Origin of the sequence: Prevotella sp. (genome assembly GCF_051059605.1) — a bacterium.
Taxonomy (GTDB): Bacteria; Bacteroidota; Bacteroidia; order Bacteroidales; family Bacteroidaceae; genus Prevotella.
In genome coordinates this window covers 1,499,159-1,518,562 of record NZ_CP050883.1, presented here as the reverse complement: position 1 = coordinate 1,518,562, position 19,404 = coordinate 1,499,159, and the positions used below count along the sequence as shown (strand labels likewise).

The 19,404-nt window shown below is 38.0% G+C and carries 15 protein-coding genes and 1 tRNA gene; 10 read left to right on the top strand and 6 right to left on the bottom strand.

The annotated features are described in order from the left end of the window. Position 1: 1 nt before the first annotated feature. Positions 2-3,763: a DUF4922 domain-containing protein gene (locus tag HEQ28_RS06215; protein ID WP_434504277.1), complete on the bottom strand. Its 3,762-nt coding sequence runs from the start codon at positions 3,761-3,763 to the stop codon at positions 2-4. Between the two features lie 171 nt (positions 3,764-3,934). On the opposite strand from HEQ28_RS06215, the gene rlmN reads away from it, so the two are divergent. The 8 genes from rlmN to HEQ28_RS06175 all read left to right on the top strand — a co-directional run bounded on the left by rlmN (position 3,935) and on the right by HEQ28_RS06175 (position 10,490). Then, a complete protein-coding gene (gene rlmN, locus HEQ28_RS06210) occupies positions 3,935-4,981 on the top strand; it encodes a 23S rRNA (adenine(2503)-C(2))-methyltransferase RlmN (protein ID WP_434504276.1) in 1,047 nt (348 codons plus the stop codon). Positions 4,982-5,084: 103 nt separating this feature from the next. Then, positions 5,085-6,173: a PdxA family dehydrogenase gene (locus HEQ28_RS06205; protein ID WP_434504275.1), complete on the top strand. Its 1,089-nt coding sequence runs from the start codon at positions 5,085-5,087 to the stop codon at positions 6,171-6,173. Next, positions 6,170-7,174: a lysylphosphatidylglycerol synthase transmembrane domain-containing protein gene (locus HEQ28_RS06200; protein ID WP_434504274.1), complete on the top strand. Its 1,005-nt coding sequence runs from the start codon at positions 6,170-6,172 to the stop codon at positions 7,172-7,174. Before HEQ28_RS06205 ends, HEQ28_RS06200 begins: the two co-directional genes overlap by 4 nt. A gap of 53 nt (positions 7,175-7,227) precedes the next feature. After that, positions 7,228-8,493 (top strand): sigma-54 interaction domain-containing protein, encoded by a 1,266-nt coding sequence (locus tag HEQ28_RS06195; protein ID WP_434504273.1) that lies wholly within the window; start codon positions 7,228-7,230, stop codon positions 8,491-8,493. Positions 8,494-8,604: 111 nt separating this feature from the next. Continuing rightward, the gene (locus HEQ28_RS06190; protein WP_434504430.1) at positions 8,605-9,102 is read left to right on the top strand and encodes an LptE family protein; all 498 of its coding nucleotides are present in this window, start codon (positions 8,605-8,607) and stop codon (positions 9,100-9,102) included. Between the two features lie 3 nt (positions 9,103-9,105). After that, positions 9,106-9,939: a tetratricopeptide repeat protein gene (locus HEQ28_RS06185; protein WP_434504272.1), complete on the top strand. Its 834-nt coding sequence runs from the start codon at positions 9,106-9,108 to the stop codon at positions 9,937-9,939. Positions 9,940-9,943: 4 nt separating this feature from the next. Next, positions 9,944-10,321 (top strand): preprotein translocase subunit SecG, encoded by a 378-nt coding sequence (gene secG / locus HEQ28_RS06180; protein WP_434504271.1) that lies wholly within the window; start codon positions 9,944-9,946, stop codon positions 10,319-10,321. Between the two features lie 95 nt (positions 10,322-10,416). Continuing rightward, positions 10,417-10,490: transfer RNA gene (locus HEQ28_RS06175), tRNA-His, on the top strand. A 247-nt stretch (positions 10,491-10,737) separates the two neighbouring features. Here the strand turns inward: HEQ28_RS06175 and HEQ28_RS06170 are convergent. Both HEQ28_RS06170 and HEQ28_RS06165 read right to left on the bottom strand, forming a co-directional pair. Further along, a complete protein-coding gene (locus HEQ28_RS06170) occupies positions 10,738-11,262 on the bottom strand; it encodes a ferritin (RefSeq protein ID WP_434504270.1) in 525 nt (174 codons plus the stop codon). Positions 11,263-11,820: 558 nt separating this feature from the next. Further along, on the bottom strand, positions 11,821-12,456 hold the full coding sequence (locus tag HEQ28_RS06165) for an NAD(P)H-dependent oxidoreductase (RefSeq protein WP_434504269.1): 636 nt from the start codon (positions 12,454-12,456) through the stop codon (positions 11,821-11,823). 1,418 nt (positions 12,457-13,874) lie between these two features. Between HEQ28_RS06165 and HEQ28_RS06160 the strand changes: the two genes are divergently transcribed. After that, complete coding sequence (locus tag HEQ28_RS06160; RefSeq protein WP_434504268.1) at positions 13,875-14,345, top strand: helix-turn-helix domain-containing protein; 471 nt, start codon at positions 13,875-13,877, stop codon at positions 14,343-14,345. Between the two features lie 66 nt (positions 14,346-14,411). Continuing rightward, positions 14,412-15,497 carry an AAA family ATPase gene (locus tag HEQ28_RS06155; RefSeq protein WP_434504267.1) on the top strand — a complete coding sequence of 362 codons (1,086 nt, stop codon included), beginning with the start codon at positions 14,412-14,414 and terminating at the stop codon, positions 15,495-15,497. A gap of 41 nt (positions 15,498-15,538) precedes the next feature. Here the strand turns inward: HEQ28_RS06155 and yfcE are convergent, their stop codons facing one another. The 3 genes from yfcE to pflB are packed head-to-tail and all read right to left on the bottom strand — an operon-like array spanning position 15,539 to position 19,067. Continuing rightward, positions 15,539-16,078: a phosphodiesterase gene (gene yfcE / locus HEQ28_RS06150; protein ID WP_434504266.1), complete on the bottom strand. Its 540-nt coding sequence runs from the start codon at positions 16,076-16,078 to the stop codon at positions 15,539-15,541. Positions 16,079-16,081: 3 nt separating this feature from the next. Then, complete coding sequence (pflA, locus tag HEQ28_RS06145) at positions 16,082-16,819, bottom strand: pyruvate formate-lyase-activating protein (RefSeq protein WP_434504265.1); 738 nt, start codon at positions 16,817-16,819, stop codon at positions 16,082-16,084. A 1-nt stretch (position 16,820) separates the two neighbouring features. After that, positions 16,821-19,067, bottom strand: coding sequence for a formate C-acetyltransferase (pflB, locus tag HEQ28_RS06140; RefSeq protein WP_434504264.1), 2,247 nt, complete (start codon positions 19,065-19,067; stop codon positions 16,821-16,823). Positions 19,068-19,404 lie beyond the last annotated feature (337 nt).

Sequence of the window (19,404 nt, the reverse complement as noted above, 5' to 3'; positions counted from 1 at the left end):
TCTATTTATATAGTTTTTCAATCTCTGCACCTTTATAATAATGCAGTAGAATGTCATTATAATCATAACCTTTTTCGCCCATTACAGCAGCACCAATCTGGCATAAGCCTACACCGTGTCCCCAGCCAGCACCAATAAGTTCTATGCGCTGTGGAACTCCGTTTTCGTCAGTGTCATATTTATCTACGACAAAAGCAGAACTGTATAAATGACTTTCGCTTAATGTACGGCGTATCTCAAGTTCCTTTCCTATAGTGAAAGTTCTGTTTTTACCAACAATTTTCAACTTAGATATACGTCCGCTCTTGCCACGTTCCAAAGGAATAAGATCAAGAATGTTGCCTAATCCTAGTTTCATCTTGTCCTCGATAAGTGCAGATATTTCTTGTTGCGTGAAGCTAACCTTCCAACGATAGAAGTCTGCCGTCTCCAAATCATAGTCTTGAAGCACCTGTGACAAGATTTCTTTATCAGTAGTGTTGCAGAAACTTTCAGGATTAGAACGTATCCATTTCACAGCATTTGCCTCTACGGTCAAATCATCAGGAGAAGTTTCAGAACTATCGTCTCTAACGGCTAACAGATAAGGTTTCTTTATATTTTCCCAGCAATACTGGAACTCTTCAGTTTCTCCACCACAGCATTTAGAAAAGCGGGCATCGCAAATCTCTCCGTCGCTGGCAAGGATCTGTCCCTTAGTCTGGCGTATAGCTTCGGCAACATGCTTACTTGTTTCCTTCGTTATACCTTGATAACGCTGGCAATGGTCATCAGCACATACATCGAATATAGTATGATCTTCACGGTCATACCAACGGATAAGTTCATCATCTTTCTTAATGAAAGAGAAGAAGTTGTTTCCCCCTTCGTTAAGTTCCGTACGCTTTCTCATCTGAGCTAATAGCCAACTACGAGAAATAACAGCATGGGCCTTTAGTAATTCAAGACTTGAAGTAGCACTCATCTCACTTGAAATAACGCTCTCCAAATACCTTTCTACAGGCAATTCGTTGATAGCGCATATCTTATCTGCCTCTACAACAAGTTTAAGCGAACCAAGGAATGTCTGTGTTTCCTTACGCTCCCAATGGAAGTTTACACCTATCGTGACATCAAAAAGCGAGAAAGACGCTTCCTGACTTTGTGGACTGAAAACCAGTTGACTGTATTGATTGCCATTCCATAGGATTCCACCTTCAGAGAATTCCACTTCCTGATCGCCCTCTACAGCTTCACCCTTAGCCAGATAAGGTTTGTTAAGTTTGAACTTTATTTTTTCTCCGCTAACTATTCCTACTGTTACGTCAGGTTGTTTTGGATAATAATCAACATGCTTGCTTTCTGCCATCCTAACGTTGAGATTATCTTTGATAACCTTCATAGTCTGTTCGCTTGCTCCGCATTCCTTCAAGATGTCAGAAGCCTTTTGAGCATCAATCTTAACGAAATCCTCTTCTCGTGGAGTAATGAGTAAGCCAGCCATGTCAAGTGCACCAGGACTGACTAGCATTTGTCCATAGCCTTCAATAGAATAGCATTCTGGACGATGCTTCTCTCTTGGTATAACTACAGTTATATGATCGTCGCCACTTATCCAACTGATGATATTCATCATTGGTTCAATGTCTCCGTCACGCAATGGCATCGCATTATATACACGTCTGAACAGATTGCTGTCGTTTTCACAGTTGCGGCTCTTGATAACAATTGCCGGTACAACAAAATCTGTCAGAACATATATGCCTTCATCATCATTGAGTGAAACTATTTGTTCCATGTTTCGGCTCAATCTCTGCCATTCAGTCTGCAACGGTATGATGCCGCTTGTTCCTGCCTGAAAATGCAGATGGTCAGGTGCACTTGCACCACATTTAGGACCATTGTAGAACACGATGATGTCATCAAATCTAGATAATATCTTATAAATTTCACCATAGTTCTTCTTGATGCTCTGCAATTGATGTCTCTTTGCAGGTATAGTGAAATGAGTAGGCAGGATAGGGAATGGGTTTACTAGCAATGCGAACTTATCGTCAATGCTCTTAGCCATCTGCTCTTTAGGGCGATTGGAATCACAAAGAAAACATGGTCGCTTTTCCAAGGTCTTTGAATCAATCTTAGCTCCAGTACTTACAATTCTTCCAGGATTGAACTGAACCTTCATATCACCAATCTGCTTGAGCTGTACATTATGCAGATCGCGATAACGAGTACTTACGTCAGTCCATACTTCCAACTGACGACTGAAGAAACGCTGCAAACTGCTGTCTACAATGATATCCGTTTTTCCTGCAAGCATTTGCTGGCGCGCCTTGATTTCCATCGTACGCAAACGGTCTTTATATAAATTGTTTGCATTAATCTTTTCAATACTCAGTGCTGCGTCACTGTTTCCTCCCCATCGACGACACAGATATAGCTCATCATATATTCTTCCGATACGATATCTGCGGCTGAAAGCCAAACCAAGTGCATAGTCCTCACCATAGCTGGTGTTAGGGAATTGAATCTCTCTTACTAAAGGAGTGAAAAATGCTCTAGGTGCGCCTAGTCCATTTATTCTCAATGCATTGTTGCATCCGTTATCTTCTGTCCACTCACGGTGGTCAATCATTCCAGGAGGAAGTGTATTTAAATCAAAGTCACACATGCGGTAAGCACCAATGATCATGGCAGCTTTCTGCTTGTGGAAGGCTTCAATGATCAACTGCAATGTGCGAGCAGAAGAATATAAATCGTCGCTATCCAACTGCACAGCAAACTTTCCGCATCTGTCATCATTAATAGCCATGTTCCAACAACCACCAATACCTAAGTCGTTTCTTTCAGGTTCGATGACAATAAGTTTGTCATTTTTCAAACTGTTAAGAATCTCTCCAGTACGGTCAGTGCTATGGTTGTTTACAACAATTACATTATACTTGAAACTGGTTTTCTGTTCTAAAGCGCTATTTACAGCATCAGCAATCGTTTTCTCACGGTTGAATACAGGAATAACAATAGAAGCCTCGTATTCAAAATCCTGTTCCTTGAAATCTGGCTTTCTGTAATAATTAGTATCAATCAATGAGCCTATTGCCGCAAGATGTGCTGTTACAGCCTTTTCCATTTCAATCTGTACCTCACGATTGCGTGGATTGACGTAATCAAATTGTTTCTCTCCACTTTTTCGTGTATCAAGCTCTAACTCGGTATATAGAAATTCATTGATATGGAACAGTTCTCCTTTACGACTCAGAAACAGTCTGAAATCATAAAGTCCGGCATATTTATAGTAAGCCTTCTCGTTTCCTGAAATACTGTTGGCGTATTCATGTAATAAGTCTGCCTTGACAAGTAGCATAGAACCGAAATCAAAATCATCTCTCACGCTACCAATCTGATAATCAATAACAGGATGTTTCTCGGTCTTACCATCAACAACCGAATAATAATCGCTATAAACCATAGCTGCATCTGTATCAGCTGCGACATGCAACATTCGGTCTAATGCAAACGGTCCGAAAGATACAGGAGTGGTTTTTAGATATAGCATTACATAATCAGTATCCGTATTCTCCTCAATATCCAAAATAGTCTTTGTTGAAACTATATTGTCGATTGCGATAAGAGCGCAATCTTCTGGAGCATTGTTTAATCTGAAGCTACTGTCAACCAATAAGTTAATATGTTGTACGGTCTTGCTTTGCCTAAGCACAGATAGCGTTTTATCTATGTTTTTTATGTCTTCACAAGGCAGGAAGCAATCTATTTTTCCTCTCATAAATGATATTAATTTTGACCACAAAGATAACAATTATATTACATTTATGGTCTATTTCAATAAGTTTTTTTAAAAAAACGTCTATCTTTGGATAGATAGGTTGCCATCTGAATATAAATAAAAAACTTTGTTTTATTTTGCTTTTCCAGTCGTTTACACTATCTTTGCACTATGAATTCTTTAAAGAGATCACTTCTAGGCTTGACCTTAACAGAACTTAAGGCTGTCGCGAAAGAACTTGGTATGCCTGCCTTTACTGGTGGACAAATGGCTAAATGGATATATGAGCATCATGTAAAGTCTATTGACGAGATGACAAATATATCTAAAGGTAACCGTATAAAACTCGAAGAAAAATATACTATTGGATGTGCTAAACCTACTGATGCACAGCACTCTAAAGACGGAACTATAAAATATCTATTTCCTACTGATAATGGGAAATTTGTTGAGTCAGTGTACATTCCTGATAATGACAGAGCTACACTATGCGTTTCGTCACAGGTAGGCTGTAAAATGAACTGTATGTTCTGTCAGACAGGTAAGCAGGGATTTGAAGGCAATCTTGACGCAAAAGATATACTTAATCAAATTTATTCATTGCCAGAGTCTGACAAACTCACGAATATTGTATTCATGGGACAAGGAGAGCCTATGGATAATCTTGACAATGTGCTGCGTGCTACAGAAATACTTACTGCGGATTATGGTTGGGCTTGGAGTCCAAAGAGAATTACAGTAAGTAGTGTTGGTGTAAAAAATAAATTGCAGAGATTTATAGAGGAAAGCGAATGTCATTTGGCTATAAGTCTGCATACGGCTATTCCAGAACAGCGTGCTGAGTTGATGCCTGCCCAAAAGGGTATGGGTATTGAGGAAATAGTAGAACTTTTGAAGAACTACGATTTCAGTCATCAGCGCCGTTTATCTTTTGAGTATATCGTTTTTGGAGGCGTTAACGACTCAACAACTCACGCACGTGAAATCGTGAAGTTATTGAAGGGACTTAACTGCCGTATAAACTTGATAAGATTCCACAAGATTCCAAACATTCCTTTGCATAGCGCAGAAGAGAAGAAAATGGAAGAATTCCGTGATTATCTAACTAACCATGGATTGTTTACAACAATACGTGCCAGTCGTGGTCAGGATATATTTGCGGCTTGCGGTCTGTTGTCGACATCGAAAAAGAACGGAAATACAAAAGATGAATTATAGAAATATCTATGCGAGTATTCCATATTGGATCCTTAAATCAAAGATAAGACAAATCTACTCAATCAGTTTAAGACTGTAATTGGGTTCTTTAAATATAAAAACAATGGAAAATAAAAAAAATCGTGTGGCTATTACACATGGAGATACCAACGGTATCGGATATGAACTTATTTTTAAAACCTTTGCAGAACCGGAAATATTGGAACTATGCACTCCAATTATATACGGTTCTCCAAAAATAGCAGCTTATCATAGAAAAGCGCTTGATATTCAAGCTAATTTCAGTATCATTAATGATGCTAGCGAAGCTGTTGACGGACGAGTAAACCTGTTGACATGTTATGATGATGACATCAAGGTTGAACTTGGCACTCCAACAGAAGAAAGTGGTTATGCAGCTATTAAAGCTCTAGACCGTGCGATGACAGATTTCCGTGATGGAGCATACGATGTTTTAATAAATTGTCCTGTAGACAACACTAATATTAATGTTGAGGGCTATAAATTCCATGGTATAAGCAAATATATTGAGACATGCTTGGGAGATGGTCAAAAGTCAATGTCTGTATATCTCAATGACACAATGCGAATGGTTGTAGCCACAGAAGGCGTATCTATCAAGGATGTGCCAGAATCTATAAGCAAGGATTCAATTAAGGAGAAAGCCACAAAGCTATTCAAGTCAATATGCAGAGATTTCAATGTGTCTTCTCCTCGTGTAGCAATATTATCTCTTAATCCTGGACAACTAAGCAAAGAGGAAAATGAAATTCTGATTCCTGCTATAGATGAGCTTGCAGAAGCTGGTATACAGACTTTTGGTCCTTATTCATCAGAGGCATTCTTTGGAAATGGATATTATGGAGATTTCGATGGAGTTATAGCGATGTATTATGATCAGGGTATTCCTGCTTTTAAGGCAATATCTACTGATGGCATTGTGAAGTTCGATGCAGGACTTAAACTCGTTACTGTAACACCAGATTGCGGAACTGAATTTGACATTGCGGGAAAAGGTGTAGCTGACGAGGCTGCATTCCGTAACTCAATATACACTGCTATAGACATATTCCGCAATCGTGCGAATTATGATGATCCTATGCACAACCCGCTTCAGAAGCTTTATCATGAGAAGCATGATGATGGAGATAAAATAAGATTTTCAATTCCAAAGAAAAGAGAAAATAGATGAAAAAGAAATATCAAAACATATTTTTCATATTCGGTTTTATCGTTCTCTTGATAATGGTTACGCAGCTTGATTTCCACCAAGTGTGGAACGGATTGCGTCATGCCGGATATTGGTTTATAGCTGTTCTTACTCTGTGGTTCTTTCTTTATTTTATTAATACCTCATCATGGTATCTGATAATAAATTCGCAGGAAGCAAAACCTGAGCACGAGCGCATCCGTTTTAGTTGGTTATATAAGATAACTATTTCAGCATTTGCGTTGAACTATGCAACTCCTGGTGGACTTATGGGTGGAGTGCCATACAGAATAATGTCTCTTGTGCCAAAGATAGGTACAGAAAGAGCCTCTTCGTCTGTCATATTGTTTTCTATGACACATGTATTCTGTCACTTCTTGTTCTGGTTCCTTTCGATATTTCTTTTTATCTTCACACAAAAAGTAACGCTGTTAATGGCTATACTTCTCACAGTGATAGGATCTTTCTGTCTACTGGGAATATGGTTCTTTCTGTCTGGTTACCGCAAGGGACTTGCAAACCGTGTGATGAATTTCATAAAACATATTCCATTAATAAAGAAATGGGCACGGAAATTTGTGGAAAGTCACAAGGAACAACTTGACACGATAGACCAACAAATAGCAGCATTGCACGCACAGAACCCAAAGACATTCTTTTCGGCTGTATTATTAGAACTTTCCTCTAGGATATCTTCTGCATTGGAGGTGTTCTTTATTCTTCTAGTGATAATGCCAAATGTAAGCTTTTTGCAATGTGTTATGATATTGGCTTTCACTAGTTTGTTTGCTAACCTTCTGTTTTTCATTCCTCTTCAATTGGGAGGACGTGAGGGTGGATTCCTCATGGCAACAGCTGGACTTGGAATATCAGCTGGTGCTGGTATATTCGTCGCACTGCTAGTACGTTTGCGTGAGCTTGTTTGGACTTGTATAGGACTCCTGTTGATAAAATTGGATAATACAAAGCCTAAAGACTCATAAAAATCTGCCAAAATTGCAGTGTTTAAGAATAAATTATGTAATTTTGTCATCCAATGAATACATCAGAACTACAAAAAATAAAACAGCGCTATAACATCGTAGGTAACTGTGATGCACTTAACAGAGCTTTAGATGTCGCCCTTCAGGTGTCACCTACAGACCTTTCTGTGCTTATTGTAGGAGAAAGTGGTGTCGGAAAGGAAATCATTCCACGAGTCATCCACGACAATTCTCCACGCCGAAGAGAGAAATATTTCGCTATCAACTGTGGTTCAATACCTGAAGGTACTATTGACAGCGAACTGTTCGGACACGAGAAAGGATCTTTTACTGGTGCAATAGGTGAAAGCGACGGTTATTTCGGAACTGCCAATAAGGGTACTATATTTCTTGATGAAGTAGGAGAGTTGCCACTTGCAACACAGGCACGCCTTTTACGCGTGCTTGAAACAGGAGAGTATATTCGTGTAGGTGGACAAAAAATACTAAAGACTGATGTGCGCATAGTTGCTGCTACTAATGTCAATATGCAGAAAGCAATCAGTGAAGGTCGCTTTCGTGAAGACTTATACTATCGTTTGAACACGATTCCAATACAGGTTCCGCCATTGCGTGACCGCGGTAACGATATCATACTGCTTTTCCGCCTATTCGCTATGCAGATGGCAGACAAATATCATTTGCCTAAGATCGTGCTTGACGAAGACGCAAAAGAGATATTGCTTAAATATAAGTGGCCGGGAAACGTACGCCAACTGAAGAATATCACAGAGCAGATGTCTGTATTGAGTGAACAGCGTGACATAAGTGCACAGCAGTTATTGCAGTTTATTCCGCAGGATGCAGAAAGCACACAGCTTGCTACTATAAACAAACCAGGTGAGCATTCTTACGAGACAGAACGTGAGATTCTATATAAGATATTATACGAACTACGTGGAAACGTAAGTGACTTGAGACGCGATATGAACAGCCTGCGTAAGCAGTTGGATGAAGAGCGTGCTTTGTCGGGTGCTCAAGGATTTCAAGGAAGACAATTTCCTGTAGCTGCAGAGTCACAGCCTATAGTGGCACCAAATGATGCACAGCAATACTCTATATTGAATCCTAATTTGGAAAGTGCTTCTGCTGCCTATGACGCCATTGCTGAGGAAATTAATGATACAGCAAGCCTCAATCTAAATGATCTTGGACGCCAAATGGTAGAAAAGGCACTGGAACGTAATGGAGGCAATAGAAAGAAAGCTGCTCAGGAACTCGGTATTTCTGACCGCACACTTTATAGAAGAATAAAACAATACGGACTTGATAAGGAATAGTATTCCGAACTTGTAAACCTCATAGGAACAGTGAATTCGCTGAAAGAAATGAAAAGAAATATTATATATAGTAAATTGAAGAACATGGTATCTGCAAGATGGCACATAACTATGTTGCTGTCTGTATGTATTTTTGCAATGATGTTGTCATCATGCAAAATCAGCTATAAATTTAACGGTGGAGTTATTGATTACACCAAGACTAAGACTATCCAGATTTCTGATTTCCCTATACGCTCAAGTTATGTATGGGGACCAATGGCACCATTGTTCAATAATACCCTAAAAGATCAATTTGCCAACCATACTCATCTTTCTCAAGTAAAGCGTAACGGCGATATGAAGATAGAAGGTGAGATAACACAATACGCTCAAAGAAACAAATCCGTATCTAGTCAAGGTTACTCTGCACAGACAGAATTATCTATGACTGTAAACGTGAGATTCACCAACAACGCAAACCATAGCGCTGATTTTGAAAAGCAGTTTACTGCTACATCAACATACGAAACGACAAAAAATCTTAACTCTGTTCAGGAAGAGCTTGTAACTCAGATGGTGAAAGACCTTTCAGATCAGATATTTAATGCAACAGTAGCCAATTGGTAATCTATGGACCTAAAACGCCTTATACAACATCCAGAATATATGGACAAGGAGACCCTTTATGATCTCCGAAGTCTTATCGCGCTCCATCCATACTATCAGACAGCACGCATCCTATTATTGCAAAATCTGTATATACTGCATGATCCGTCTTTCGACGAAGAGTTGAGACGCACAGCAATATGTATCAGTGATCGTCGTGTGATTTTCAATATGATTGAGGCTGCACATTATAAATATAGGAATGAGCAAAGGTTGGAGGCTAAAGCAAAAGAAGATGAGAAAGATAATGGTGATCGCACAACTACCCTCATAGATAGCTTCTTGGGCTCTATTCCAAAAGACTCGGATTCAGAAAGTCCAAAGGAAAAGAGAAAGCCTACACTTGCAGATGCAGCCATTGACTATGTTTCATACCTTCTTGAGATTGAAGATGAAGACAAAAAACCGGAAAAGGTTGCTGAAAATGGCGTTAAGGTTATTAGTACAGACTGTTCAAATGCCGATAGAACAACCGACCTTATCAATAGTTTTATTGAAGACGGAGGTTTCAACCTAAAGGAAGAGACAAATTTATCAGAAGACTATCAAGCATATAACTTGGAAACTTCTGATAATACAGCTCATAAAGAAACCGAAAAACAGGATGAGGAAAGGGAAGGCGATGAATGTTATTTCACGGAAACATTAGCAAGAATTTATATAAAACAAGGTCGTTACGAAAAGGCTTTGGAAATAATTAAGCGTTTAAATTTGAATATTCCAAAAAAAAATGCTTACTTTGCAGACCAAATACGTTTCTTAGAGAAATTGATAATAAATAATAAAAATAAAAAATAAGGAAATGATTTACACATTATTCGTAAGTTTGATAGTACTTGCAGCTATATTCATGGTGCTTGTAGTACTTATCCAAGAATCTAAAGGTGGTGGTTTGGCATCAAACTTTTCATCTTCTAATGCCATTATGGGTGTCCGCAAAACTACAGATGTTGTAGAAAAAGCAACATGGGCTTTGGCCATTGCAATGGTTGTACTTAGTGTAGCATGCGCTTATGTAGCACCACAAGCAACAACAGAGCAAAGCGTTATGGAAAACAGCGCAACTCAAAATCAGACAACAAATCCAACAAATACACAAGGCTTTGGTGCCAGTCAACAAGCAGCACCTGCTGGTGCACAGAAGACAGCTCCACAAGCACCTGTTGGACCTGCTAAATAAAATTTGTAAAAAAGTAAGAGAAAAATTTGGCAATAACATTTTTTTCTCTTACCTTTGCACCCGCTAAACAACAATAGCGAAGTACTTTTAAAATGGTGGACGTAGTTCAGTTGGTTAGAGCGTCAGATTGTGGTTCTGAATGTCGTGGGTTCGAACCCCACCGCCCACCCAGAAAGCTAAGTAGTTTTACTACTTAGCTTTTTTTGTGTTTATGCCGTTTATAATATAATAGATTTTATGTTGGGTAATTTCATCAATTAGAGTTACAACGATAAAGAAAAAACCAATTACAATGTGTATCACAAAAAAAACTAAGTCTCATTTCTTTTTGGAATCAAGACCTAGTATTTTGTTTAACTTCTTTTATTGGGATAAAAGAAAAGTATCATTGAATTCTTCAAAAGCGTTTTATCTTTTTATAAAACAGAGTTTGCTAATGGAGCTGCTAATGTGTAGGTTCTTGCAGCAAGTTCTTTATCGATCATATAAATACCGAAACCATTATCTTTAATCATATCCAGCTTATCAATAATATCCCTTGCATTGTCTTCTTCTTCAACTTGCTCGTCAATGAACCATTGTAGAAGACTTTCTGTAGCATAATCGTTATTAGCCTTCGCTAAAGATACCAGATTATTGATTTTAGCCGTAATATCCTGCTCGTGTTTTAAAGTACTCTCGAAGAGTTCATGTAAAGATTTCCATTCTTTAGGAACAGCGTCCAAACCTTCTAGTTCAACTCTACCATCACGACGGATAATATAATTGAACAAAATTTTAGCATGATCCTGTTCTTCCTTAAACTGGACTTCAAACCAATTACCCATACCTGTGTAGCGAATTGAATGACAATAAGCAGCCATAGATAAGTATAAATAAGCCGACCACATCTCTACATTGACTTGCTCATTAAGAGCTTTTTCAATTTCTTTATTCAACATAAACTTCCTCCTAATTTATTTATATTATAGTTATTAATAATTTTGAAATTGACCGTCATCGCATCTGGCAACTCATTTTGTTGTCTAGGGTGAAATCACTTCGGTCAAAGATATATATAAAACACATATATTATTTAAAATCATTACATAATTAGATGTTTTTAACAGTTTTTCGATTTAAAATATATACTAACTGATCTGGTCAATTATAATATAAATGCTAAGTTAATCTATTAAGGATGAAGGAAATTACGGATTTATAAAAGGATACACAGATTATTCCTTGAAGATACTATTGGAGCATGAATGCTAAATAGTATGATTAAGATACATACGAATGTAACTTTTGCAATTTAATAAAGTTATAATCAACTGATATAAAATATTCGCTGATTTCATCTCGTAAGACTGTTGTATTGTATTGATTGAATATAAAGATTATAGGGATGTGCTTTGAAATAGCGCATCCCTATAATAGTGTATCCCATCAAAGAGGAATATCTTTGTGACACTGTTTTATTGCAATAACCACAATGTTTGAAATATATCAAAAAGAATCTACTTACATTCTATATCAAAATTTTCTTTTGGCACTCTGACTTTCTTCATGCTTGCCAGCCAGTCATTTGCGGTATCTCTATAGCCAATAGCCATTAATACAACACTTCTGAGTCCTTTAGATCTCAGATCCAAGAGTTCATCTAAAGCATCATTGTCAAAACCTTCCATAGGAGTGCTGTCTACTTTCAACTCAGCTGCCTGTGCTAAAGCGATTCCTAAACCAATGTAAGCCTGTCTGGCTGTATGAGCAAAATTCTCTTCAGGGGTCTGTTTAAGATATAAAGCTTTGAGTTTATTGGTATAAGAATTAAATCTGCCTCTTGGCAATCCTCTTTGGTCTGTGATATAATTGTAGACATTATCTATCCTTTCTTCAGTGTACTTATCCCATGCTACAAAAACCAAAAGATGAGAGCATTGAGCTATATTGTGTTGATCCATAGCAATGGGAACTATTTTTTCTTTCAGTTCCTGATCGCTAATATCAATTACTCTAAATTGCTGCAAACCTGAAGAGGTAGGAGCTAGACGTGCAGCTTCTATGATTTTGTCGATATCCGTTTGATCTACTTTTTTTGTAGAGTCATATGCCTTAGTTGCATATCTCCATTTTAAATTATCTAATAGTGCCATATATGTATTTGTTTATTTGTTAAATGACAAAGTTATATAACTTTTTTGAAACGACAAGATATTTATAATATAATTTATCATAAAGTGTCTACTTAAAATGATTAACATTTAGTGTGATGTATTATAAAATAAAAGTTTAAAACTAGGATCTCTCGGTGACGATTTGAATTTTGTACATTTAGGCTGTCTTTTCTGCGTTTTTGTGACGCTTTTTTAGCTACGAGCTATGGCAGTTTTACAAAACCTATAAATAGAGGGCTTGATGATATGTAGTTAGGTCAATTTATCTTCGATGTGCTACGTTATCTATTTCTGTGTATATATAATGTACGCGCATACACACGCGCACTCAGGAGTTTTCAAAATATAAGTGTCGAAGTGGCAACTTGATGATTATCAATATTTTATCGACGAATTTGATAAATAAAAGTGACAGTGATCTGATGGTCAAATTTCGAGTTCTGCATGCGTTTCTATATAGAAAGAGTTCCGTTTCTATATAGAAACGCAAACGTTTCTACGATGTTTTACCTCCTAATGCTTCGTAAAACGCAATGCATTTCATCGTAAAACGTACCGTAAAACATCGTAAAACGCATCGAATTACTTCATAAAGTGCAATGTAATACGATGAAATTTTCTCCCATATTTTACCGACGAATACTCCTTACTTTATTCGACTCGAAAAGAGTTCTAACGAATTGATGCTCAATGAATAGACAGTTCGACACTTGTTTTCCAGAAGAATTCAGAGTGTGGATGTGCGTGCGTATTAAGTTCTGTGTAGCACTAATAATTAAAACTTTGGCTAACAGCCTAACCTAAATCTGATTGCATGGACAAAATTTTTGCAGTATCTTTGCCGAGAATTCAGTGGAATTCGGCAGAACATTTAAACAAGCTTGGAAATTCTGTTCTCGTTTACTGTATCTATCTTTACATCCTCAGTTCCTCAGATACATACAGCCAACAGTTTTTTGACAAATTCACTCATAGAATACATTCCATCCTTAAAACGACACAAGTTGACGTAGTTAATCCTGCAAACTACGTTTTGTCCCCCCTGTTTATCGGTTTCGCGAGACTGTCAAATCTTCGTAGCTAAAAACACATAGAATGCAGGGAAGGCACTCTAAATATACAAAATACAAATCGTTACAAAGAAAGCTCGCCTTAAATAATTGTATCTCTATATGCGTTTTGTATATCATTATGAAAGGCTTTTAGCTTGTTAATGTTGCATATCAGTATATGAGTATAAAGGCTTAATTTTTTTTTGTTTTTTTTCAATAATAGTGTCTTTAATCTTTCTTTGTCTGCCAATCTTTTAGTAATTTTGCATCGCTTTTAAATTTATTTAGTGGCTGAAATAGTCACGGTGGATGTCAGAATAACAAAATGTATATATATAAAGTGAGATGACGAAATACAATATTAAGGAAAAGTCGGAGAAAAGAGCAAATTACCGTAGTTTTATGAATCCTAGTGTGAAAGATGAATTACAGGAGAAAATTCGTGTGAAAATTATCATAGAGGAAAAGTATAAGGACAAAGATTATAGCGCAACGAAATTGGCAGAGGATTTAGGTACTAACGTAAGATATATTTCTGCGGTATGCGCTGAACGTTTCTATATGAGCTATTGCGAATTGGTGAATTATTATCGCGTTAATGAGGCTATGACAATGCTAACAGATCGAAGATATGCAAAGATGAGGGTAGAAGATATCAGTGAAATGGTTGGATTCTCAAATCGTCAGAGCTTTTATGTGGCTTTTTATCGTTTGCGCGGAATGACTCCACGTCAATATAAAATGCAATATATCAGAAATCATCCTGAATTATTGAGAGAACTTGCTGTGAAGGGGCGTCAACGCAAAACAGCATAAAAAATTTTGTGTAATCGGGATTTTTAGAGTACCTTTGCTTGCTCAATTGTACTCAATAAAACAAGTATGAAAGATATTAAGAAAATAGTTCTTACAGGTGGACCTTGCGCTGGCAAGACTACTGCATTGGTGAAGGTTATAGAGCATTTCTCTAGTTTGGGATATAAGGTATTCACTATTCCTGAGGTGCCTACAATGTTCAGTCAGTCTGGAATGGATTATCTCACAGACAATAAAGATTTCTTTTACGAGGGCGAGAAAGCCACTCTGGAAGTTCAGCTTGATCTGGAAGATAAATTCCAGCTCATTGCAGAACAGTGCACTGAACCATCAATGATTATTTGTGATCGTGGGGCTATGGATATTTCAGCCTACATGAAACCAGAAATGTGGGAGAAAATAACCGCTTCTGTTGGCACAAGTACTAGTATGTTGAGAGATCACCGCTATGATGCGGTATTGCATTTGGTCTCTGCCGCTGATGGAGCTGAGAAGTATTATACGACTACTAATAACAAACAGCGCACTGAAGGACTTACATTAGCTCGTGAGCTTGATAAAAAGGTTATTAACGCATGGACAGGACATCCGCATTTGCGCGTGATAAACAACCATGAGGATTTCAATAACAAGCTGCACCGTGTGCTGAATGAAATATCAAATGTACTTGGTATTCCGCAACCTATTGTTGAGGAAAGAAAGTATATTGTGGAATTGACTGGCGAAATACCTGGAGTTATAGAGAGCGAGATTACACAGACTTATCTTGTTGCTGAACCAGGATGTGAAGTTCGCTTGCGCCGTCGTGGATGGCAGGGAAAGTATGTTTACGTGCATACAACCAAGAGGAGAATCTCGGACACTGAAAAGTTAGAGACTGAACGCCCGATAAACAATAACCTTTATGTGTCACTGTTACAACAGGCTGATCCTTACAGAAACACAATAAGTAAGGTAAGAAAGAGTTTTATTTGGAAGGGACAGTATTTTGAACTTGATAATTATTTCAAGCCTGTGAAGAATTTGATGATTCTTGAAACCAAAGGTATTGCAGCGCATGAAGATGTTAATTTCCCTCCTTTTATAAAAGTGATAAAGGATATTACTGGAAATTCAAAATATTACAATTATAATATAGCTTTAAAAGGATAGTTAATGTAAATAAATATCCTTTATGCTATTTGATATTCCATTTAGATCGCAAGCTGCTTTATAAGTTTGCCATTTAAATGGAATATTTTTATTGTTCCATTTTCGTATATGGCAAGAGTAGGCGAGTTGCCTCCTTTGGGGAATGTTACCGAACCAGTGTTACAAATCGTAGTGCCACCAATCTTGCAAAGCTCCCATAGGTGTGTGTGACCATATATAATGGCGTCAAAGTTTCCCTTTGGCAAGTTTTCCTTATTGTATATGTGTCCGTGGGTGAGAAATAATTTATGACCTTCATCTACAATCATCGTATAGTCGCTCATAATAGGAAAATCAAGTAGCATCTGGTCTACTTCTGAATCACAGTTGCCTCTTATGGCGATAATCTTGTCTGCCATGGCGTTAAGACATTCAGCAATGCCCTTAGGGTCTATTCCTTCGGGTATTTCGTTTCTTGGACCATAATTCAATATATCGCCCATTATGCACATCATATCGCAATGCTCTGAATCGAATAGTTTCAGTGCTTCCTTTAATTTAGGAAGTGAACCATGAATGTCAGATATTAATAAATACTTCATATACTATAGTTCTAGTCCTTTCATTAGAATTGCGTTGGCTCTGTCTATACTTTCTTTAGAAGGAGATTCAACGCCTTTCAATGGGTATGCAATGTTTAATTTTTCGTATTTAAAAGTTCCAAGAGTATGATAGGGTAGAATCTCAACACGTTCAACGTTTTTCAATGTCTTGATAAAGTCATTTAGCTGTGTCAGGTATTCTTTTTTATCGGTGATACCTGGAATCAATACGTGGCGAATCCATACTTTCTTGCCTGTATCACTAAGATATTTAGCGCAGTCAAGAATATTACTGTTGCCATGATGTGTTAGTTTGCGGTGCTCACTGTCGTTGATATGCTTGATATCAAGCAATATCGTATCAGTGTATTTCATCAGCTTCTCAAACTTGCTGAAATATGGCTCATTTCTTGTGAAAGGCTGTGCAGACGTGTCAAGACATGTGTTGATGCCTCTTTGTTTAGCTTTGCTGAAAAGTTCAATTAGAAAGTCTATTTGAAGCAATGCTTCTCCGCCACTTACCGTAATGCCTCCCTCGTCACCCCAATATGACTTATATCTTTCGGCCTTGTCAAGAAGTTCGTCGGCAGATAATTCCTGCCCCTTACCTATTTCCCAAGTATCAGGATTGTGGCAGAACAGGCATCTCATAGGACATCCCTGCAAAAAGATGATAAAACGAATCCCCGGCCCGTCAACCGAGCCGAAGGATTCTATAGAGTGAACGTTTGCTTTTGTCATATTAAAGAGTCTCGTGAGCCTGACGTGCGATAACATCTAACTGCTGTTCGCGTGTAAGGTCAATAAACTTAACTGCATATCCGCTGACACGGATTGTGAAGTTCTGATATTCTTCCTTTTCAGGATGCTCCATAGCATCTTTGAGTTTATCGATACCGAATACGTTGACATTAAGATGATGTGCACCCTGACTGAAATAACCGTCCATAACATTAACCAATGTGTTGGCGCGTTCTTCATCATCATGTCCTAGAGCACCAGGATTTATTGTCTGTGTATTTGAAATACCGTCAAGGGCATATTCATAAGGAAGTTTTGCAACAGAGTTTAATGATGCCAATAAACCGTTTTTCTCAGCTCCGTATGAAGGATTTGCACCTGGGGCAAGTGGTGTACCAGCAGCACGACCGTCAGGCATAGCACCTGTGTATTTACCATATACTACATTTGAAGTAATGGTAAGGATACTTGTTGTAGGCTCTGAATTACGATATGTGTGACATTTCTTGATCTTATTCATGAATGTCTTGAGCAACCATACTGCAATCTCGTCTGCACGCTCATCATCGTTGCCATAACGTGGGAAGTCGCCGACAGTCTTAAAATCGGTAGGGAAACCAGTCTCGTCACGAATGATATTAACTTTAGCGTACTTGATGGCACAGATAGAATCAACAACATGGCTGAAACCAGCAATACCTGTAGCGAATGTACGGCGTACATCAGTATCGATGAGAGCCATTTCTTCTGCTTCGTAGAAGTACTTGTCGTGCATATAATGAATAAGATTCAATGTCTTTACATATACGCTAGCCAACCAGTCCATCATTGCATCAAAGCGAGGTGCGAACTCATCGTATGTAACTTCGTCGCCAGTGATAGGGCGGAATGCAGGACCGCATTGCTCGCGTGACTTAGCATCTACACCACCGTTGATAGCATAAAGAAGTGCCTTGGCAAGATTTGCACGTGCTCCGAAGAACTGCATTTCTTTACCTGTCTGTGTTGCACTGACGCAGCAGCATATAGAATAGTCGTCACCCCAAATTGGACGCATGATATCGTCGTTCTCATATTGAATAGAACTTGTAGTCACTGAAATCATCGCTGCATACTTCTTGAATCCATCAGGAAGGCGCTTACTATACAATACGGTGAGGTTTGGTTCTGGTGAAGGACCCATATTCTCAAGAGTATGCAAGAAGCGGAAATCATTCTTTGTAACCATAGAACGGCCGTCCTGACCTATACCACCAACCTCAAGAGTAGCCCAAACTGGGTCACCGCTGAACAACTGGTTGTAAGAAGGGATACGTGCAAACTTAACCATTCTGAACTTCATAACCAAATGGTCGATAAGTTCCTGTGCGTCATCTTCAGTAAGATTGCCTTCGTTGATGTCGCGAGTCATATAGATGTCAAGGAAAGTAGAAACTCTACCTACAGACATTGCTGCTCCGTTCTGAGTCTTTACAGCTCCAAGATAACCGAAGTATAACCATTGTACAGCCTCACGAGCATTTGAAGCAGGTATAGAAATATCGAAGCCGTAGCTAGCAGCCATTTCTTTAAGTCCTTTGAGAGCCTTAATCTGCATTGAAACTTCTTCGCGAAGACGAATTACATCATCAATCATTTCGCGGTCGCCCATGTTCTCTAGGTCGTTTTTCTTTTCCTGTATAAGGAAGTCTATACCGTAAAGAGCAACACGACGATAGTCACCTACTATACGACCACGTCCATAAGTGTCTGGAAGACCTGTAAGGATGTGATTGTGGCGTACAATCTTCATTTCAGTTGTATATGCATCGAAAACTCCATCATTGTGAGTTTTTACGTATTTAGAAAATACTTCGTGAAGTTTGTCAGCAGGTTGGTACCCATAAGTGGTGCAAGCTTGCTCCGCCATTTTGATACCGCCATAAGGCATGAATGCTCGCTTTAATGGTTTGTCTGTTTGCAAACCAACTATTTTTTCTAGTTCTTTAGTCTTTTCTCCAATATATCCAGGTCCATAAGCGGTAAGACTTGAAACAATTTCTGTTTCCATGTCAAGTACGCCTCCTTTGGCCCTTTCTTCTTTTTGTAGATTTTTGAGTATGCCCCAGAGTTCTTCTGTTGCCTTTGTAGGCTTAGCAAGAAAACTCTCGTTACCATCGTAGCTTGTGTAGTTGTTCTGAATAAAATCTCGTACATCAACTTCAGATTTCCATTTGTTACCTTTAAAACCTCTCCATTCTGTTCTCATAATAGCGTGGGTTAAATATAATATTAATTAATCTTAATTCGCGTGCAAAGGTAATACTATTATTTTGATATACTGGTAACAATTGTTACCTCTAATATTATAAAAATAGTTAAATAGTTTATGCGAAAGCGTAAAATGTTAGTTATTAAATAGTTATGAAAATTATCAGAAAAGAAAACTTAAAACGACTTGTGATTTAGTAAAGTTTTCTTTTTTATTTTGCAAGTTATTGATTAGTAGTGACTTAACTTTTATTAACGTGCAAAAAGTTATCTAAAAAGAATAACTTTGTAATATAAGTGCTATCTTTGTAGAAGAATTTTTGAATAACTTAATC

What these genes read in the sequence shown, in the direction of transcription:
- HEQ28_RS06215 (WP_434504277.1), bottom strand. Translation starts at nt 3,763, where the DNA reads ATGAGAGGAAAAATAGATTGCTTCCTGCCTTGTGAAGACATAAAAAAC.
- rlmN (WP_434504276.1), top strand. Translation starts at nt 3,935, where the DNA reads ATGAATTCTTTAAAGAGATCACTTCTAGGCTTGACCTTAACAGAACTT.
- HEQ28_RS06205 (WP_434504275.1), top strand. Translation starts at nt 5,085, where the DNA reads ATGGAAAATAAAAAAAATCGTGTGGCTATTACACATGGAGATACCAAC.
- HEQ28_RS06200 (WP_434504274.1), top strand. Translation starts at nt 6,170, where the DNA reads ATGAAAAAGAAATATCAAAACATATTTTTCATATTCGGTTTTATCGTT.
- HEQ28_RS06195 (WP_434504273.1), top strand. Translation starts at nt 7,228, where the DNA reads ATGAATACATCAGAACTACAAAAAATAAAACAGCGCTATAACATCGTA.
- HEQ28_RS06190 (WP_434504430.1), top strand. Translation starts at nt 8,605, where the DNA reads ATGTTGCTGTCTGTATGTATTTTTGCAATGATGTTGTCATCATGCAAA.
- HEQ28_RS06185 (WP_434504272.1), top strand. Translation starts at nt 9,106, where the DNA reads ATGGACCTAAAACGCCTTATACAACATCCAGAATATATGGACAAGGAG.
- secG (WP_434504271.1), top strand. Translation starts at nt 9,944, where the DNA reads ATGATTTACACATTATTCGTAAGTTTGATAGTACTTGCAGCTATATTC.
- HEQ28_RS06170 (WP_434504270.1), bottom strand. Translation starts at nt 11,262, where the DNA reads ATGTTGAATAAAGAAATTGAAAAAGCTCTTAATGAGCAAGTCAATGTA.
- HEQ28_RS06165 (WP_434504269.1), bottom strand. Translation starts at nt 12,456, where the DNA reads ATGGCACTATTAGATAATTTAAAATGGAGATATGCAACTAAGGCATAT.
- HEQ28_RS06160 (WP_434504268.1), top strand. Translation starts at nt 13,875, where the DNA reads ATGACGAAATACAATATTAAGGAAAAGTCGGAGAAAAGAGCAAATTAC.
- HEQ28_RS06155 (WP_434504267.1), top strand. Translation starts at nt 14,412, where the DNA reads ATGAAAGATATTAAGAAAATAGTTCTTACAGGTGGACCTTGCGCTGGC.
- yfcE (WP_434504266.1), bottom strand. Translation starts at nt 16,078, where the DNA reads ATGAAGTATTTATTAATATCTGACATTCATGGTTCACTTCCTAAATTA.
- pflA (WP_434504265.1), bottom strand. Translation starts at nt 16,819, where the DNA reads ATGACAAAAGCAAACGTTCACTCTATAGAATCCTTCGGCTCGGTTGAC.
- pflB (WP_434504264.1), bottom strand. Translation starts at nt 19,067, where the DNA reads ATGAGAACAGAATGGAGAGGTTTTAAAGGTAACAAATGGAAATCTGAA.